Source organism: Actinomadura formosensis NBRC 14204, assembly GCF_001552155.1.
In the GTDB taxonomy this organism is placed as follows: domain Bacteria; phylum Actinomycetota; class Actinomycetes; order Streptosporangiales; family Streptosporangiaceae; genus Spirillospora; species Spirillospora formosensis.
Window position 1 is genome coordinate 25,130 of sequence record NZ_BCQQ01000058.1, and the last position, 15,756, is coordinate 40,885.

Here is a 15,756-nt window from a genome sequence, read left to right on the forward strand (position 1 = left end):
CTGGTGTCCCCGGGCCTCATCTACCGCCTTCACGGAATACCGTTCGGCTGGAGCCGTGTTGTGCTTTTCGCCGAGAGGCGACCCGCACACCGGTACCAGACCAGGACCCCGCCGGGTCGCCCGACCCGGCGGGGTCCGGTCGTTTCCGGGGTGGACGCGTTTTCCGGGGCGGGCCCGCCGCTGCGGCAGACTGGCGGGCATGAGTCTCGCCGCGCACCTGGAAGAACTCGGCCGTCCCCTGATCGAGGAGCAGCTCAGGCATCCCACCGTGGTGGGCATCGCCCAAGGGAACCTGGACGAGTCGGTCTTCCGCTCCTGGCTGGAACAGGACTACCTCTACCTGCACGACTACGTGCGCGTTTTCTCCCGCCTCGCATGGCAGGCACCCGCCGCCCACCTCGGCGACCTCGTCGACCTCGCCTACGCGACGTTCCACGACGAACTCGACCTGCACCGCTCCCTCTCCGCCGACTTCAACGCCGACCTGGACGGCGCGAAGATGGGGCCGGCCTGCGCCGCCTACACGTCCTTCCTTCTGGACAGTGCCGCCGTCTACTCCGAAGGTCTCGCCGCCCTCTACCCCTGCATGTGGGGCTACTCGACCCTGGGCCGGCGCCTGGCGGAGAATCCCCCGGACGAACCCCGCTTCCGCCGCTGGGTGGACACCTACGCCGACCCGGCCTTCGCCGAACTGACCGCCCGGATCGCCCAGATGATCGACGAGTCCGGTGCCGACCCCGAGACCGCCGAACGCCTCTTCCTGGAGGGCATGCGCCACGAACTTGCCTTCTGGGACGTCCCTCGCTGATCCCGGCGGGCCGGGATCAGCGAGCCTCCGGCCCACCTCGGCGGTGACGGCCTCCACCGCGAACCGCAGCCGCCCGGTGCGGGCGGGTCATCGTCGTTCCCTTCCTCAGCGGGCGACCGCGGTGGCTTCGACTTCGATCCGCCAGTCGGGCCGGGCCAGGGACGAGACCTCCAGAAGCGTGTCGGCGGGGTAGGGCTCGCTGAGGAACTCCTCGCGGAGCCGGATGACGTCGTCGAGGTCGGCCGCCATGTCCCGGACGAAGATCCCGATCTTCACGACGTCGCCGAGATCCGCGCCGGCCTTCGCCAGGACGCGCCGGAGGTTCCGGAAAGCCTGGCGTCCCTGCGCCAGGAAGCCGCCGGGCACCGTCCGGCCGTGCTCGTCGATACCGGCCTGGCCCGACACATGGATGAACCCGCCCGCCCGGATGGCCTGGGAGATCCGGTACGGCTCGTACCAGTCGGGGGTGGTGGCGATGCGCTCGATCAAGATCCGCTCCTAATTGCATGTACATACATGATTTGCATGTGCAGGCATATATTGCATGAGCGGTAGGCTGGCGTCAACCGGGAAGCGGGTGCGGGATGAGCGTGGACGAGAAGACGGCGGTCACGGCGGACGGGCTGCTCTGGGACGGCATCGTGACCCTGCACGGCCGTGTCGAGCACCGGCTCGCCAAGGCCCTGCAACGGCGGCACGGCATCGGCCTGTCGGAGTACCGGACGCTGTGCCGGCTGTCCCGCGCCGAGGACGGCGAACTGCGGATGCAGGAACTCGCCGACCTCATCGGCCTCAACCAGAGCTCCGTCAGCCGCCTCGTCGCGCGGCTGGAATCCGCGGGACTCACCCGCCGCGACATGTGCCCCAAGGACCGCCGCGGCGTCTACACCGTCATCACCGAGGAGGGGCGCGCCGTCCAGAAGAGCGCCGCCCCCACCTACGCCGAAACCCTCACCGAGGCCCTCGACGACGCCGCCCGGGACCCTGCGCTGGCCCCGCTGCTGGCCACCCTCCGCCCCTGACCCGTCCCGCCGGTGCCGCGCGAACGCGTGAGCGCGCGGCCCCGGGCGGGACCGCGCGCTCGTGACCGGAGGGATCAGCGGGTCGTGGCGACCTCCCGCCGGCCGGGCTCCGCGGCGGGCGGGACGGTGCCGTCCTCGCCGGCGGTCAGCGGCTTGAAGCGGCGCAGGCGGAGGCTGTTGCTGACCACGAAGACCGACGAGAACGCCATCGCGCCGCCCGCGATCATCGGGGTGAGCAGGCCGGTCGCCGCGAGCGGCAGGGCCGCCACGTTGTAGGCGAACGCCCAGAACAGGTTGCCCTTGATCGTGCCGAGCGTGCGGCGCGACAGCCGGATCGCGTCCGCCGCGGCCCGCAGGTCGCCGCGCACCAGGGTCAGGTCGGACGCCTCGATCGCCACGTCCGTCCCGGTGCCCATCGCGAGCCCCAGGTCGGCCTGGGCGAGCGCGGCGGCGTCGTTGACCCCGTCGCCGACCATCGCCACGGTCCGGCCTTCGGACTGGAGGCGCTTGACCACGTCCACCTTGTCCTGCGGCAGAACCTCGGCGATGACCTCCTCGATCCCGACCGCGTCCGCGACCGTCCGGGCCACCGTCTCGTTGTCGCCGGTCAGCAGGACCGGGCGCAGCCCGAGCGCGCGCAACTGCCCGATCGCCTCCCGCGAGGTCGGCTTGACCTGGTCCGCGACGGTGAGCACCGCGCGGGCCTCGCCGTCCCAGCCGACCGCGACGGCGGTGTGGCCGAGCGCCTGCGCCTTCTCCATCGCGCGCTCCAGGTCGGGCGTGAGGTGCTGCGACCACTCGGCGAGCAGCTGCGGACGTCCCGCGAGGACACCGTGGCCGTCCACCATCCCCTGGACGCCGAGGCCCTCGACGTTGGCGAAGTCCTCGACCGTGCCCAGCTCGCCGACCCTTTCGGCGGCGCCCTTCGCGATCGCCTGGGCGATGGGGTGCTCGGACGCGTTCTCCAGCGCGCCCGCCAGGCGGAGCACCTCGTCCCGCGGCACGCCGTCGGCCGTGATGACGTCGACCAGGGCCATCTTCCCGGTGGTGACGGTGCCGGTCTTGTCCAGGACGACGGTGTCGATGGTGCGGGTGGACTCCAGCACCTCCGGGCCCTTGATCAGGATGCCGAGCTGCGCGCCGCGTCCCGTCCCGACCATGAGGGCGGTCGGAGTGGCGAGGCCGAGCGCGCACGGGCAGGCGATGATCAGCACGGCGACCGCGGCGGTGAACGCCCCGGCGAGCGGTTCGCCGGTGCCGATCCAGAAGCCGAGCGTGCCGGCCGCGAGCGCGATCACGATCGGGACGAAGATCCCCGAGATCCGGTCGGCGAGCCGCTGCACCTGCGCCTTGCCGGTCTGCGCCTCCTCCACCAGCCGCGCCATCTGGGCGAGCTGGGTGTCGGCGCCGACCCGGGTCGCGCGCACCAGCAGCCGGCCGCCCGCGTTCACGGTCGCGCCGACCACGGCGTCGCCCGGCCCGACCTCGACCGGGACCGACTCACCGGTCAGCATGGACGCGTCCACCGCGGACGAGCCCTCCTCGACCGTCCCGTCCGTGGCGATCTTCTCGCCGGGGCGGACGACGAACACGTCCCCGGCCGCGAGCCGGTCGACCGGGATGCGCTCCTCGCGTCCGTCCCGGATGACCGAGACCTCCTTCGCGCCCAGTTCGAGCAGGGCGCGCAGGGCGGCGCCGGCGCGGCGCTTGGACCGCGTCTCGAAGTAGCGTCCGGCCAGGATGAACATGGTCACGCCGGCCGCGGCCTCGAGATAGATGTTCATCGACCCGTCCGAGCGGGTCATCGAGAACTCGAAGCCGTGTTTGATGCCCAGCTCACCGGCGGTGCCGAAGAACAGCGCCCACAGCGACCAGCCGAACGCGGCGATCGTGCCGAGCGAGATCAGCGTGTCCATGGTCGCCGTGCCGTGCCGCAGGTTGATCGCCGCGGCCCGGTGGAACGGCCAGCCCGCGTAGACGACGACCGGCGCGGCGAGCGTCAGCGACAGCCACTGCCACGCCTCGAACTGCAGCGCCGGGATCATCGCCATCGCGATGACCGGCACCGACAGCACGACCGCGGTGATCAGCCGCTGCCGCAGCGGACGCAGGCCGTCGTCCGGCTCCGGCGCCGCACCCGGGTCGGATTGCGGCGGGGCCGGCAGTTCGGCGGTGTAGCCGGCCTTCTCGACGGTGGCGACCAGCTCCTCCGGGGACACCCCCGGAGGGAACTCGACGCTGGCCTTCTCGGTGGCGTAGTTGACCGTGGCGGTCACGCCGTCCATCTTGTTGAGCTTCCGCTCGATGCGGTTGGCGCACGACGCGCACGTCATCCCGCCGATCGCCAGCTCGATACGCCCGGACTCGATGTCCGTGCTCATCGCTCCTCCTCTGCCTCGATCGCGTGGACGTCAGTGCGTGTGCGGCTGGTCATCGTGACCTTGCACGGGCTCTTCGGCGGGTACCCCGGCAGCGCCGGCGTGCACGGTGAACTCGGCCGTGCGGACCTTGCCGCCGTGCTTGAAGTCCAGGTACAGCCGGTACGCGCCGGAGCTGGGCGCCTCGGCGAAGAACGTGATGCCGGGGCCGGGCTTCGTCTCGCCGTCGCCGGGCTCCCCGTCCGGGTGGACGTGCAGGTAGGCGAGATCGCCCTGCCGCAGCGCGACCAGGTGCCCGTACGCCTCCAGGTACGGCTCCAGGTCGGTGACCGGCCTGCCGTCCTTGCTCACCGTGAGGGTGAGTTCGGTGGACCTGCCGGGAGTGAGACCGCCGGTGAGCTCGACCTCGTACCCGTCCACCTTCGCGACCCGCTCGGGCTCCGGCAGCGGCGTGCTCCGCAGGTCGCCCGGGGCGAAGATGTCGGTGCCCAGGGTCAGCTGCCGGGGCGCGCCGTCCGGCTGGACGTCGGTGAAGAACCGGTACACGCCGGGCTCCGGCAGCTCCACCGGGACGGTCCAGACACCGCCCCCGATCTCGGTCGGGTGCAGGTGCTGGAACCCCGACAGGTCGCGCTGCGCGATGATCAGGTGGACGCGCTTGCCGTGCAGGAGCTTGAACCCGGTGACGGGCTTGCCGTCCGGCCCGTTGATGGTGAACCGGAAGTCGGTCTTCTCGCCGGGGGCCACGGTCGTGCTGCGCGGGGTCAGCGTGTAGCCGTCCTCGGACACCTGGAGACCGCCCGGGGCGTGCGGCGCCGCGGCGGTGCCCCCACCGCTCCCGTGCCCGCCGGACCCGTGCCCGCCGCCGCCCTCGTGCGACGCCATCTCCGCGGTGCCGCCGACGGGTCCCGCGGCCTTGCCGATCCCGGCGGCGCCGCCGAAGACGACGGCGAGACCGAGGGCGTACGCCCCCACCTTGGTCGCGCTGTTCATGCCGATCCACTCCACTCGTCTCCATCGGACGCACCCCGCTCGCTCGCTGGAACGGCGGGGCGCGCGCCGGTCATGCCTTCAGTTCGTATCCGGCCTCCTCGACGGCGGCCTTGACCCGGGCGTCGTCGAGGGGCGTCTCGCTGGTGACGGTGACCGCGCCGGTCGCGAGGTCGACCTCGACGCCGGTCACGCCGGCGATCTGCTCGACCTCCTCGGTGACCGAGCTCACGCAGTGGCCGCAGGTCATGCCGGTGACGGTGTAGGTGGCGGTGCTCATCGGCGTCTCCTTCGCGATATTACCCCTGGGGGGTATCTGACGTTCCTCATGCTGCCATAACCGTGCCGCTGTCACAACCCCAGGGGGGTATGGGTTATTTCGAGATTCGGGTCACACGTTATCCCCAGGGTTTTCCACAGGCGCCCGCACCCCTGTGGACGACTTTCCGAGGACGGTTCGCCGATACTGAGGTCATGCCTGAGCTACCAGAGGTGGAGGCGCTCGCGGAGTTCCTGCGGGAGCGGGCGGTCGGCCATGTCGTCGCCCGCGTCGATGTTCTCGCCGTCTCCGCGCTGAAGACCTACGACCCGCCGGTGACCGCGCTCGGCGGGCTGACCGTCACCGGCGCGGCCCGGCACGGCAAGTTCCTCGACCTGGACGTCGACGGGCTGCACCTTGTGATCCACCTCGCCCGCGCCGGCTGGCTGCGCTGGCGGGACGAGATCCCGGCCAAACCCGTCCGGCCCGGAGGCAGGAATCCGCTGGCCCTGCGCGTCCACCTGGACGACGGCTCGGGCTTCGATCTCACGGAGGCCGGCACGAAGAAGGGCCTCGCGGTCTATGTCGTCCGCGACCCGTCGGACGTGCCGGGCGTCGCGTCCCTCGGCCCCGACCCGCTGGACGACGCCTTCACCGCCGCCGCGCTGGGCGGGATCGTCGCGGGCAGGCGCACGCAGATCAAGGGCCTGCTGCGCGACCAGAAGGTGATCGCCGGCATCGGCAACGCCTACTCGGACGAGGTCCTGCACGCGGCCAAGATGTCCCCCTTCAAGATCGCCGCGTCGCTGACCGAGGAGGACGTCGCCGTCCTGCACGAGGCGATCGTCACCACCCTCCGGGACGCCGTGGAACGCTCGCGCGGCCTCGAAGCGCAGGACCTCAAGGGCGAGAAGAAGACCGGACTGCGGGTGCACGGCCGAGCAGGCCAGAAATGCCCGGTCTGTGGTGACACCGTGCGCGAGGTGTCGTTCGCCGATTCGGCGTTGCAGTACTGCCCCACCTGCCAGACGGGCGGCAAGCCGCTCGCCGACCGCCGGATGTCCCGCCTGCTCAGGTGAGATCGGCCGGTGCGGATCCTCCGGTGAGCCGGAGAGGCCGGGCGAATGCGGCGTATCGTGTCGCGAGACATCAGCGATGATCGCCGTGCTCAGGAGCCGTCCATGGGATACCCCTCGCCCCCACCCGCCGGACCCGGTGGCCCTGGTTACGGTCCCCCGCGGCATCCGGGCTACGGCCCGCCCCCGCCCGCCGCCGTGCCCGCTCCGCCGTACGCGCCCGGACCTCCGCAGCCCGGCTACGGATACCCGCCGCGGCAGGGCGGCTACCCGCCCCAGCAGGCCGGTTATGCGCCGCCTCAGCAGGGTGGATATCCGCCGCAGCGGCAGGTGCCCCCGCAGGGCGCCCCGGATCTCTACGGTTCGCCGATCCTCGTCTACGACCAGCCCGCGCAGTTCTTCTCGACCGAGGCCAACTACACGATCTGGAGCCCGCAGGGGCAGCCCGCGGCGTACGTCCGGGAAGAGGGCGTGAGCGGCGCGAAGAAGGCGCTGCGGGTCATCAACCAGGCGAGCCAGACCAAGGCCGAGCGCAGGCTGTCGATCTTCCGTCCCGACGGCATGCCGTACTTCCTCTTCCACAAGCCGTACGGGTTCATGGGCACGCCCCGGATGCAGGTGCTCACCCCGCAGGGCGGCCTCATCGGGCACCTGCGCAAGCGGGCGATGCGCGGCTGGGAGATCCTCACCGCGCAGGAGCAGCAGATCGGCTACTACGAACTGCTGAGCGGCCGGGTCACCGACTGGCGGCAGCAGGAGATCGCCCGCATCCAGCGCGGCTTCGACGGGGTGGGCGAACTGCTGTCGCAGGTGTTCACCGGGGCCGACCGGTACGTCCTGCAGATGTACGTCCAGCCGCCGGAACCGATGCGCACCCTCATCCTGGCCTGCCCCCTGGCCTTCGACACCGCCGTCTCCCAGAACCGCAGCATCGGCGGCTGGATCTGACCGCTTCAGTGGCGATGCCGCAGGCCCTCTACGGCGCCGCCGCCGCGTCATCCCGGCTTCCGTGCGAACTCGCGGAGCCTCTCCGGCTCCCACCTGCCTAGTTCACTGCTCACATCGCCTGAAGACGGGGCTACCTCTGCCGAGCGGTGGAGTTGTCGGATGTCCGTGTGGGTGAACTCGGCCCGGAAGGCTCCGGGGGAGATCCGTTCGCCTGTTCGTCGCCGTAGGCGGCTGGGGGCAGGGGCATGACCGATTGGTGTGTTCAGCCGCCCAGTGCAGGGCTGCAGCGGCAGCCCGAGCCTGACTGCTCAGAGATGGCGCAACTCTGCCGCCAAGCGCTTAATGTAAGCAGGAGCCGCGGCCCGGATCGTTTCCTCAGGGATGTCGCCGGTATGTGCTTCGACGGCGAGGTTGACACCGGGTGTGCGGGCGCCGCCAAACAGTTCGCTGAGCAGTTCGATTCCTTCTTTGGCGCCGGCGCCTATGCGGGGATCCTGGACGAGGGTGGTGATGGTGCTAGCTACTCGGCGGGCGGGAACGGTGGCCATGATCCGGTAGACATCGCCCGCGTCCTTGTTGGTGAGGCGGTCGGGGTGAGTGCCGACGTTCTTGTGCCGGTCGCTGATTTTGTAAGCCTTGGCGACCAGGAGGGCCGCAGGGCCAGCGACGTTGGCGGTGATGCTGCGCTCATCGGCTGGATCGAGACTCCGGATGACCATTGGCGTGCGGTCGACGGCGCAGACCTCCAGGCCAGTGACCCAGCGGGCGGTCATTTTCCCGTGTGGAGGGATCTTGGCGCTTCTGCTTCCAGTTTTGTTCGCGAGTTTCTTGCCGACAAGGATGTCCAACTCGATCGGGACGTCCTCGTCGCCGATCTGTTCGGTGCGCGTCCACAGGCCCGGCTGGTTGTCCTGCCTCAGGTCGAAGCCAGCGGCCCGCAGCGCTTCGTCGACAAGCGGTTGATCATCCAACACGGCAGGATCAAGGCTCAGATCAGCGTCGGAGGTGAAGGGAGCATTTCGCATGCTGGCGTCAGGCGTGCGCAGGTAGACGGCCTGGGCCCCGACGACGGTGAGTGCCTTCAGGTGCGGGCGCAAGGCGGTGAGGCCGTCGAGCAGGACCCGCCGTGAGGCGATGACCAGCTGATTCTGGTCGATGCCCTCAGGGGCCTTGGCCATGTCCGACTCCCCCGATCAAGCCACGTCCCTGCGTTGGGCGGCCGACACTGTCGATGCTGATCTTAGGGCTAGAGACCTTGATCAGGACCGCAGTCGGTCCAACTGCCACAGGCGCGGGTTGTCCCGCATGTAGCTCAGGACGGCTTCGCCCTCTGCGGGCATTCGACCGGGGCCGGAGAGGCAATCCAGGGCAAGCTGACTCAAAGCCACCCGGCGCACGCCGCCGTGGTCTACGGTCCGTTCGAAGACCACCGGGTCGTGGGCCCGCAGCAGCAGCACATCAGCTCCTCTGTCGACGCGCAACAGGCCGAGTTCGTCTCCGATTTCGTCGGGCAGACGCGGCGCACCGGCGGGGAGATAGAGCATTAGCTGCCCTCCCACGGCCAAGGGCGCCACCGTGCGTGCGGCATATGACCCGGTTAGGGCGATCTGCCCCCTGTACTCCCCGGGCAAGGCGCGCAGCGCCTTGAAGACTGCATCGATGCCGTTCGGGGCGACCATGCCGACGTAGGAGTTTTGCCGGAGAAGGGTGTAGTGCTCGGCGCGGACGCGCAGGAGCTGCGGCCAGTCCACGTAAGTGATAATCCGGCCCTCACGCCGGATCAGCAGTTGATCCTCCAGGGTGTCAAGAAGCCGGGAGACATATGGCAGGCTGAGTCCGGCGGCATTGGCAAGCTCTGTGGCCCGGTAGGGCGGGGCGACATCGGTCAGGAGCCGCACAAGACGTCCGGCTTTGAGCCCGGCCAACGTTGCCTTGCTGCTTTTGGTAGTGCTCGACCGCGGAGAGCGGCTCGCGCCTTGGGTGTAGATCGCAACAGCGGGCCGGGAGACGCGCAGGGAGACGTTGCCGGTCAGGTCGACATATCCGATGCCGTGCTCGCGCAGGAGCAGTTGGACGCGTGGTGCGATCCATGGAGCGATCACCAGAAGGTTCGTATAGTGGTTCACCTGCCGCAACAGGTCCCACTTGGGTAGCAGTTGCTCCTCCACCAGACGGGGGGAAACGTTTCTCTTAAGGTCGATCACCAGCTGCGTGAGGACGCTATCGCCATCCGCCTTCATTTGCACCAAGGCGTCGAGGCGTCGCCTCCCGCCCCCGGCCTCCTGCGTGGTGGGCTGGATGGTGACCTCCCAGCCGGGACCAAGCAGGTCACGCAGGATCGTTAGCCCCTGATCGAGGAGCGAGTCCGGAGTCAAGTCGTCGAGGCTCACCTTGTCATCCTGACACGAGGACTCTGTCCACAGGTAGCAAACTTGCCTGCAGAGGCAACTTTCCTTATCTAAGCAAGTTGCAGATCCAGGCAACTTATCTCTGTGTAGCACTTGCCTACAGCAAGCAACTCTGCTTCCTGAGCAAGTCGGGTAGCCGTGCTCCGAACCGTATTCCAGAACCAGGTGGCCTTGGCGTGAACTCATGACTCATAGTGAACGGCGGGCTCGTTCACTATGAGCAGGAGCGGCCGCAGCGGATGAGTAGGGGCCCGCCCGCATGACGTCGCTTGTCCCATAGGGGCAGTGGTGAGCAGCGGGTGGAGGTCGGGGGTTGCCATCCTCCTTCGCCCCTCAGGCCCCGGCGGGACGCCGGGGCCTGAGGGGTCGCGGGAACCGAGCCGGAACGGGGATGGCTCGTTCAGCCGGAGGTCAGCGGACCTTCGGGACGTCCCCGAAGAGCGGGGCGACCTGGCTCCAGCGGTGGAGCTGGCAGCCGTTCTTGCGGGTGAACTCGGTGTCGATCTCCTTGCCTTGCCAGGTGCCCTTCACCGTGGCGATCTCGGGACCGCCGTAGATCTGGGTGCACATCTGGCCCTTTGGGACGGGCTTGAAGGGTTCCTTGGCTTTGCTCAGGGCCGCGCATGCGTCGGCGGCTTTCGGATGGGTACCGCCAGGAGGGTCGCAGGTCAGTTTCCAGGTCTTGGCGGGGGCCTCCGGGGAGGCCCTGAGGGTGATGGTCAGCGAATCCGCCGGGGTGCCGGAGGGCTGCACGGACGTGGTGCCCGAAGGCCGGTCGGCGGGGTTTCCGTTGGCCTGTTCGTCGCCGCAGGCAGCCAGTGAGAGGAGCATGGCCAGCCCGGGCGCTGCGAATAGGAGCGTCCGATACCGCATGCGTGATTCGACGCAGGGGGGCTTCGCGCGGTTCCATGGGGGGTGTGATGATTTTCGGGGAAGACGTACCGGCCGTGGGTGCGGCCGACGTCCCGCCGGACGGCTATCTGCTGGACGTCCGGGAACAGGACGAATGGGATGCGGGCCACGCGCCCGAGGCGGTCCACATCCCCATGGGGCAGCTGGGCGACCGCGCCGGGGAGATACCGCGTGACCAGGAGGTCTTCGTGATCTGCCGGTCCGGTCAGCGGTCCGCGCAGGTGACGGTGGCGCTCAACCAGGCGGGCTGGCTGGTCAGGAACGTCGACGGCGGGATGAAGAGCTGGGCGGAGGCCGGACGGCCGATGGAGTGCGCCGGCGGCGGCCCGCCGTACGTTGCCTGATCTACTCCGTATGCCCCCTTTTAGGGGTTGACGGGCGGTTGTACGATCGGGGCGACCGATAACCGCGGGAGCTCGGGCCAGAGCCGGGCTGAGAGGGCGGCCTGCAAGGCGTCGCCGACCGCATGAACCTGTCCGGGTAATGCCGGCGTAGGGAGTGTGTGTCCCGTGACGTCCGACGTTGAAAAGCGCCCTAGCGACGAGCGGCCGAACAACGAGGTCCCCTTCACCCTCGATGAGCCCGCCCCCAGGGTCCTCGGGTTCTGGGACCAGAGTGCGTTCTGGGCCAACCTCGGTGTCAGTCTTCTGGCCTTCTCCGGTGCCTACACCGTCCTCGCGCCGGACGCCGATGGCCGGCCGACCATCTCCATCATGGCGGGCATCGTCGCGATGACCGTTGGAACGATCCTCGGCGGGCTGATGCTCGGCCTCGCCGCCGTCCCCGGCGCCCGCACCGGCCAGCCCGCGATGGTGCTGCTGCGCGGGCTGTTCGGCGCCCGGCTGTCGTACGCGCCGACGATCCTGAACATCGCGCAGCTGGTCGGCTGGGGGACGTTCGAGCTGATCGTGATCGCGGACGCGGCGCGCGAGCTGTGGGACGGCGTGCCGCGCTGGGCCTACGTGATCGCCGCCGGCGCGATCACGACCGTGCTGACGATCTGGCCGCTCGGCTCGGTGCGGCTGCTGCGCCGCTACGTGACGGTCGCCGTGGCGATCGCGCTCGTCTACTTCTACGTGGAACTCGTCCGGCAGCCGCTGCCCGACCTCACGCGGGGGTCGTGGGGCGGTTTCTGGGTCGGTGCGGACGCGGCGCTCGCGGTGTCGATCTCCTGGGTGCCGGTCGCCGCCGACTACACCCGGCATTCACGGACGGAACGGGCGGCGTTCGGTGCCGCGTCCGTCGGCTACTCGATCACCCAGATCATCGCCTACGTCCTCGGCCTGCTGGCGCTGGCGCTGGTCGCGGGCGACACCACCAGGATCTTCGACCCGTTCCTCGGCGCGACGCTCGGCGTGGTGTTCTTCGCGGTGTTCGTGCTGCGGGAGGCGGACCAGTCGTTCGCCGACACCTACTCCACCGCCGTGTCGATCCAGAACCTCTTCCCGCGCGCCGACCGCCGGGTGCTGAGCGTGGCGCTCGGCGTGGGCATCACCGTCCTCGCGCTCGTGCTGGACATCGGTGACTACGCGGGCTTCCTGCTGCTGATCGGGTCGGTGTTCGTGCCGATGCTGGGCGTCCTCGCCGCCGACTTCTTCCTCGGCCGCCGCCGCGCGCGGGAGGGCTGGGACGTCTCCCGGCGGGCGCCGTCCCGCTGGGGCATGATCGCCGCCTGGACGGCCGGGTTCGTCGTCTACCAGCTGATCAACCCGGGCACGGTGCGCCACTGGGCGGACTTCTGGCGGGACGTCCGGGACGCGCTGCACTTCGGCCCGCAGGACTGGATGAGCGCCTCGCTGCTGTCGTTCCTGGTCGCGGGGATCGCCGCGCTGCTCATCGGACGGATTACCAGGCGGTAGCCTTACCGAAAGGTAAGGTTCACGTGGCAATTTTCGATGCAAGTTACCCGGCGCCGTGCCGGTATCCGGTGGCACGATGACAGACGTGTATCAGCACGTCCATGATCCGATCGCGCGCGCCGTCATCGAGAGCGCCGCCGACGCGATCGTGGCCGTGGACCGGCGGCACCGCGTCACCGTGTGGAATCCGGCCGCCGAGCGCATGTTCGGCTGGACCGCCGAGGAGGTGATCGGCCACGTCCCCCCGATCGTCCCGGACGAGCTGAGGGCCGAGCACAACGCCGTCCAGGAACGGCTCCTCACCCGGCGCGCCGGCGACGGCGGGCAGATCTCGATCGCGACCCGCCGCTCCCACCGGGACGGCCGGCTCATCGACGTCCGCATCGACACGAGCCTGCTGAAGGACCCGGACGGGACGCTGCTCGGCTGGGTGGGCGTGTACCACCCGGTCGAGGAGGGCGAGATCGCCCAGCACCACATGACCGAGCGGGCCCGGCTCGTCCGGCGGCTGAACGACATCATCACCGACCTGAACGCCGAACTGGACCTCGCGGCCGTCCTCGACCGGATCACCGCCGCGCTGATCGAGCTGACCGGCGCGGACGCGGCCGGGTTCGTCCGGATCGAGGGCGAGCGCCTGCGGCTGGTCAGCCTGTCCGGACTGCCGGAGCGGATGCGCGGGACGTCCGCCGACCTGCGGTCGAGCCTGGTCGGGGAGCTGCTGCGGTCGGGCAAGACGGTCAAGCTCGCCACGGGCCGGCAGCGCCTCGGCGACCTGATCTGGTCGGAGCTGCCCGGCCTGCACACGATCGCGCTCGGCCTGTCCTACCTGCAGGGCCGGCCGTACGGTGCGCTGTACGCGCTCTTCTCCGGGGGCAAGGCCGGGCACACCGAGCTCGAACTGCTCGAACTGCTCGCCGGGCACGCCGGTGTCGCGGTCGGCAACGCCGTCGCGTACGCGGAGGTCGTCCGGCAGCGGGCGCACGAGCGCGCGGTGATCGACTCCAGCGCCGACGGCATCGCCGTGCTCGACCACGACCTCGTCGTCCGGCAGTGGAACCCGGCCGCGCACGCCCTCACCGGCATCCCGCCGGAGAACGCGATCGGCCGCCCGCTGCCGTTCGACATCCCGGTGCTCGGTGAGATGCTCACGTTCCGGCTGGAGTCGGGGAGGTGGCTGAACGTGCTCGCCGCCGAGATCGAGGAGACCGGCGAGCTGGTGGTGGACTTCCGCGACGTCTCCGCGGCCAAGGCGCTCGAAGAGGCCAAGGACCTGTTCCTCGCCACGACCAGCCACGAGCTGCGCACCCCCATCACGGTCGTGCAGGGTTTCGCGTCCACGCTGGTCAACCGGTGGGACGAGATGGCCGACGACGACCGGCGCGCCGCCGTCGCCACCATCGCCGAACGGGCCCAGTCCCTCGCCCGGCTCGTCGAGCACCTTCTGCTGGGCTCGCGCGCGGGCGCCGACGAGCTGCCCGTGACGATCGAGTCGTTCGATCTGCGGCGGGTTCTGGAAGGTGTCGTCGCCGGTTTCCGCTCCCTCTCCCCGCTGCACCGCGTCGAGCTGGAGATCGCGCCCGGCCTGCCGTCCTGCCGGGGGGACGCGATGGCGACCGACATCATCCTCGGGCAACTGCTGGAGAACGCGTTCAAGTACTCCCCGGACGGCGGAACGGTCAGCGTCAGCGCCCATTGCGCAGGCTCCGACATCGTCGTGTCGGTGGTGGACGAGGGGATCGGCATCCCGCTCGGCGACCATGAACGGATCTTCGAGCGGTTCGTCCAGGGCGACTCCGGGGACCGCCGGCGCTTCGGCGGCATCGGGCTCGGCCTGTACATCGTCAAACGGCTGACGGAGGCCCAGGGCGGGACAATTTCGGCGCATCCGGCCGGACGTGAGACATATCACACCAAATCTCGCAAAGCTTCTATAGACGGTGAAGTGTCGGAAATGGAACGGGCCACTGGCCGTCCGAACACTCTCCTGGAGGCCCCGCCCGGCCGCGGACCCGCAGGTGGGGCGCGTGCGGGCGAGGGAACTCGGATGCGGCTCGTGCTGCGCCGTGCCGACTGATCGCGGCGGTCACCCACTGTACGGACACTCCCTCCGGCGTGACTCGGTGCCACCCATGTGACCTGGGCGTTCAGTGATCTCGATGGGCGGCGACCTCGGCTTATGCGAGAAAGTGCGGTGACCCCGGCGTGTGACGGACGAAACGCGTGCGTGAGGAGTAAGTCCGCCGTTGGCTGGATAGATCCTTTGATGGTGGCCATTGGTGCCGAGATTCCGTTCGGGGGTGATCACCGTGACCGGACGGCCGGTGACTCGTTGTGCAGGTGGTGAACTGAATCGTTCGGGTTTCCGGGCATGGCCATCAGGGCATTTCGGTCGTACCGGAAGGGTGACGACGGGACTCGTCCGAGTAAGCGGAACCATGGGGAGGTGAGGGCGTCGAGCGTCGTACTGCTGCCACACGCACCGTCCAGCGTCGCGGTCGCCCGTAAGCGCCTCAGCTCGGAGCTGGTCGACTCGGGGGTCTACGAATCCGTCGTGAACGACGCGAGCGTCATCATCAGCGAGCTCATCAGCAACGCCCTCCGCCATGCCCGGCCGCTGCCGTCCGGCCAGGTCAAGGTCTGCTGGCTGCGCCGCGGCGACCTCCTCGAACTGGAGGTCAGCGACGGCGGCGCCATGACCGAGCCGCGCCGCGGCCCGGGCACGCTGTCCTCACTGGGCGGCCGCGGGCTCGGCATCGTCGAGACCCTGTCCGAAGGCTGGGGAGTGCGCCACGAAGACGACTCCACCACGGTCTGGGCCGTCCTGCGCGCCCCCAGGTCAGCGGGCGAGCACGGCAGGGCCGCCCCCACCGGGATGCACGCCGTCGTCCCCGACTTGGCCGACTTCCCTGACCTCCTGGACGAGCCGGACGAAGATCTGTGCAACGGAACCAGGAATGGAACCGCCTCAAGTAGGGCATATCCGGCATAAGAGGACCCCGCCTGGAAGGATCCCCGCCCAACCTGTAAGGTCCTCACAAGCTCGGGCGATGTCGTGCCCCCGTCGACACCGCCCGAGCTCTTTTTTATTGCTTT

The 15,756-nt window shown here is 69.6% G+C and carries 15 protein-coding genes and 1 riboswitch; of the genes, 8 read left to right on the forward strand and 7 right to left on the reverse strand.

Features of this window, described 5'->3' with window-relative positions; translation table 11 throughout:
* Positions 1-199 precede the first annotated feature (199 nt).
* A complete protein-coding gene (locus tag AF1_RS16880; protein WP_067799530.1) occupies positions 200-808 on the forward strand; it encodes a TenA family protein in 609 nt (202 codons plus the stop codon).
* Positions 809-913: 105 nt separating this feature from the next.
* Here AF1_RS16880 and AF1_RS16885 read toward each other — a convergent pair whose 3' ends face one another.
* Positions 914-1,297, reverse strand: coding sequence for a RidA family protein (locus AF1_RS16885; protein ID WP_242608561.1), 384 nt, complete (start codon positions 1,295-1,297; stop codon positions 914-916).
* 95 nt (positions 1,298-1,392) lie between these two features.
* Here AF1_RS16885 and AF1_RS16890 point away from each other — a divergent pair, with 95 nt between their 5' ends.
* Complete coding sequence (locus AF1_RS16890) at positions 1,393-1,830, forward strand: MarR family winged helix-turn-helix transcriptional regulator (RefSeq protein ID WP_067799536.1); 438 nt, start codon at positions 1,393-1,395, stop codon at positions 1,828-1,830.
* A gap of 74 nt (positions 1,831-1,904) precedes the next feature.
* On the opposite strand, the gene AF1_RS16895 is transcribed toward AF1_RS16890, so the two are convergent.
* The 3 genes from AF1_RS16895 to AF1_RS16905 all read right to left on the reverse strand — a co-directional run bounded on the left by AF1_RS16895 (position 1,905) and on the right by AF1_RS16905 (position 5,478).
* Positions 1,905-4,211 carry a heavy metal translocating P-type ATPase gene (locus AF1_RS16895; RefSeq protein ID WP_067799539.1) on the reverse strand — a complete coding sequence of 769 codons (2,307 nt, stop codon included), beginning with the start codon at positions 4,209-4,211 and terminating at the stop codon, positions 1,905-1,907.
* A gap of 30 nt (positions 4,212-4,241) precedes the next feature.
* Positions 4,242-5,201, reverse strand: a complete 960-nt coding sequence (locus AF1_RS16900; RefSeq protein WP_067799561.1) for a hypothetical protein — start codon at positions 5,199-5,201, stop codon at positions 4,242-4,244.
* A 70-nt stretch (positions 5,202-5,271) separates the two neighbouring features.
* Positions 5,272-5,478 carry a heavy-metal-associated domain-containing protein gene (locus AF1_RS16905; RefSeq protein WP_067799542.1) on the reverse strand — a complete coding sequence of 69 codons (207 nt, stop codon included), beginning with the start codon at positions 5,476-5,478 and terminating at the stop codon, positions 5,272-5,274.
* A gap of 194 nt (positions 5,479-5,672) precedes the next feature.
* Here AF1_RS16905 and AF1_RS16910 point away from each other — a divergent pair, with 194 nt between their 5' ends.
* Positions 5,673-6,536 carry an Fpg/Nei family DNA glycosylase gene (locus AF1_RS16910; RefSeq protein ID WP_067799545.1) on the forward strand — a complete coding sequence of 288 codons (864 nt, stop codon included), beginning with the start codon at positions 5,673-5,675 and terminating at the stop codon, positions 6,534-6,536.
* Between the two features lie 102 nt (positions 6,537-6,638).
* Complete coding sequence (locus AF1_RS16915; RefSeq protein WP_131732291.1) at positions 6,639-7,481, forward strand: LURP-one-related/scramblase family protein; 843 nt, start codon at positions 6,639-6,641, stop codon at positions 7,479-7,481.
* 308 nt (positions 7,482-7,789) lie between these two features.
* On the opposite strand, the gene AF1_RS16920 is transcribed toward AF1_RS16915, so the two are convergent.
* From AF1_RS16920 to AF1_RS16930, 3 genes are all read right to left on the reverse strand, one after another.
* Entirely contained in the window at positions 7,790-8,659 is an 870-nt protein-coding gene (locus tag AF1_RS16920) for a hypothetical protein (protein WP_067799550.1), read from the reverse strand.
* 81 nt (positions 8,660-8,740) lie between these two features.
* Positions 8,741-9,871: a helix-turn-helix domain-containing protein gene (locus AF1_RS16925; protein ID WP_207393903.1), complete on the reverse strand. Its 1,131-nt coding sequence runs from the start codon at positions 9,869-9,871 to the stop codon at positions 8,741-8,743.
* Between the two features lie 429 nt (positions 9,872-10,300).
* Entirely contained in the window at positions 10,301-10,720 is a 420-nt protein-coding gene (locus AF1_RS16930; RefSeq protein ID WP_242608560.1) for an SSI family serine proteinase inhibitor, read from the reverse strand.
* Between the two features lie 92 nt (positions 10,721-10,812).
* Here AF1_RS16930 and AF1_RS16935 point away from each other — a divergent pair, with 92 nt between their 5' ends.
* The 4 genes from AF1_RS16935 (at position 10,813) to AF1_RS16950 (ending at position 15,652) form a co-directional block, all read left to right on the forward strand.
* Positions 10,813-11,145 carry a rhodanese-like domain-containing protein gene (locus tag AF1_RS16935; RefSeq protein WP_067799567.1) on the forward strand — a complete coding sequence of 111 codons (333 nt, stop codon included), beginning with the start codon at positions 10,813-10,815 and terminating at the stop codon, positions 11,143-11,145.
* A 54-nt stretch (positions 11,146-11,199) separates the two neighbouring features.
* A riboswitch (TPP riboswitch) is annotated at positions 11,200-11,316 on the forward strand.
* Positions 11,311-12,660, forward strand: a complete 1,350-nt coding sequence (locus AF1_RS16940) for a purine-cytosine permease family protein (RefSeq protein WP_067799555.1) — start codon at positions 11,311-11,313, stop codon at positions 12,658-12,660. It overlaps the preceding riboswitch by 6 nt.
* Positions 12,661-12,736: 76 nt before the next feature.
* Positions 12,737-14,737: a sensor histidine kinase gene (locus tag AF1_RS16945; RefSeq protein ID WP_084263018.1), complete on the forward strand. Its 2,001-nt coding sequence runs from the start codon at positions 12,737-12,739 to the stop codon at positions 14,735-14,737.
* Positions 14,738-15,106: 369 nt separating this feature from the next.
* Positions 15,107-15,652, forward strand: a complete 546-nt coding sequence (locus AF1_RS16950) for an ATP-binding protein (RefSeq protein ID WP_131732289.1) — start codon at positions 15,107-15,109, stop codon at positions 15,650-15,652.
* Positions 15,653-15,756 lie beyond the last annotated feature (104 nt).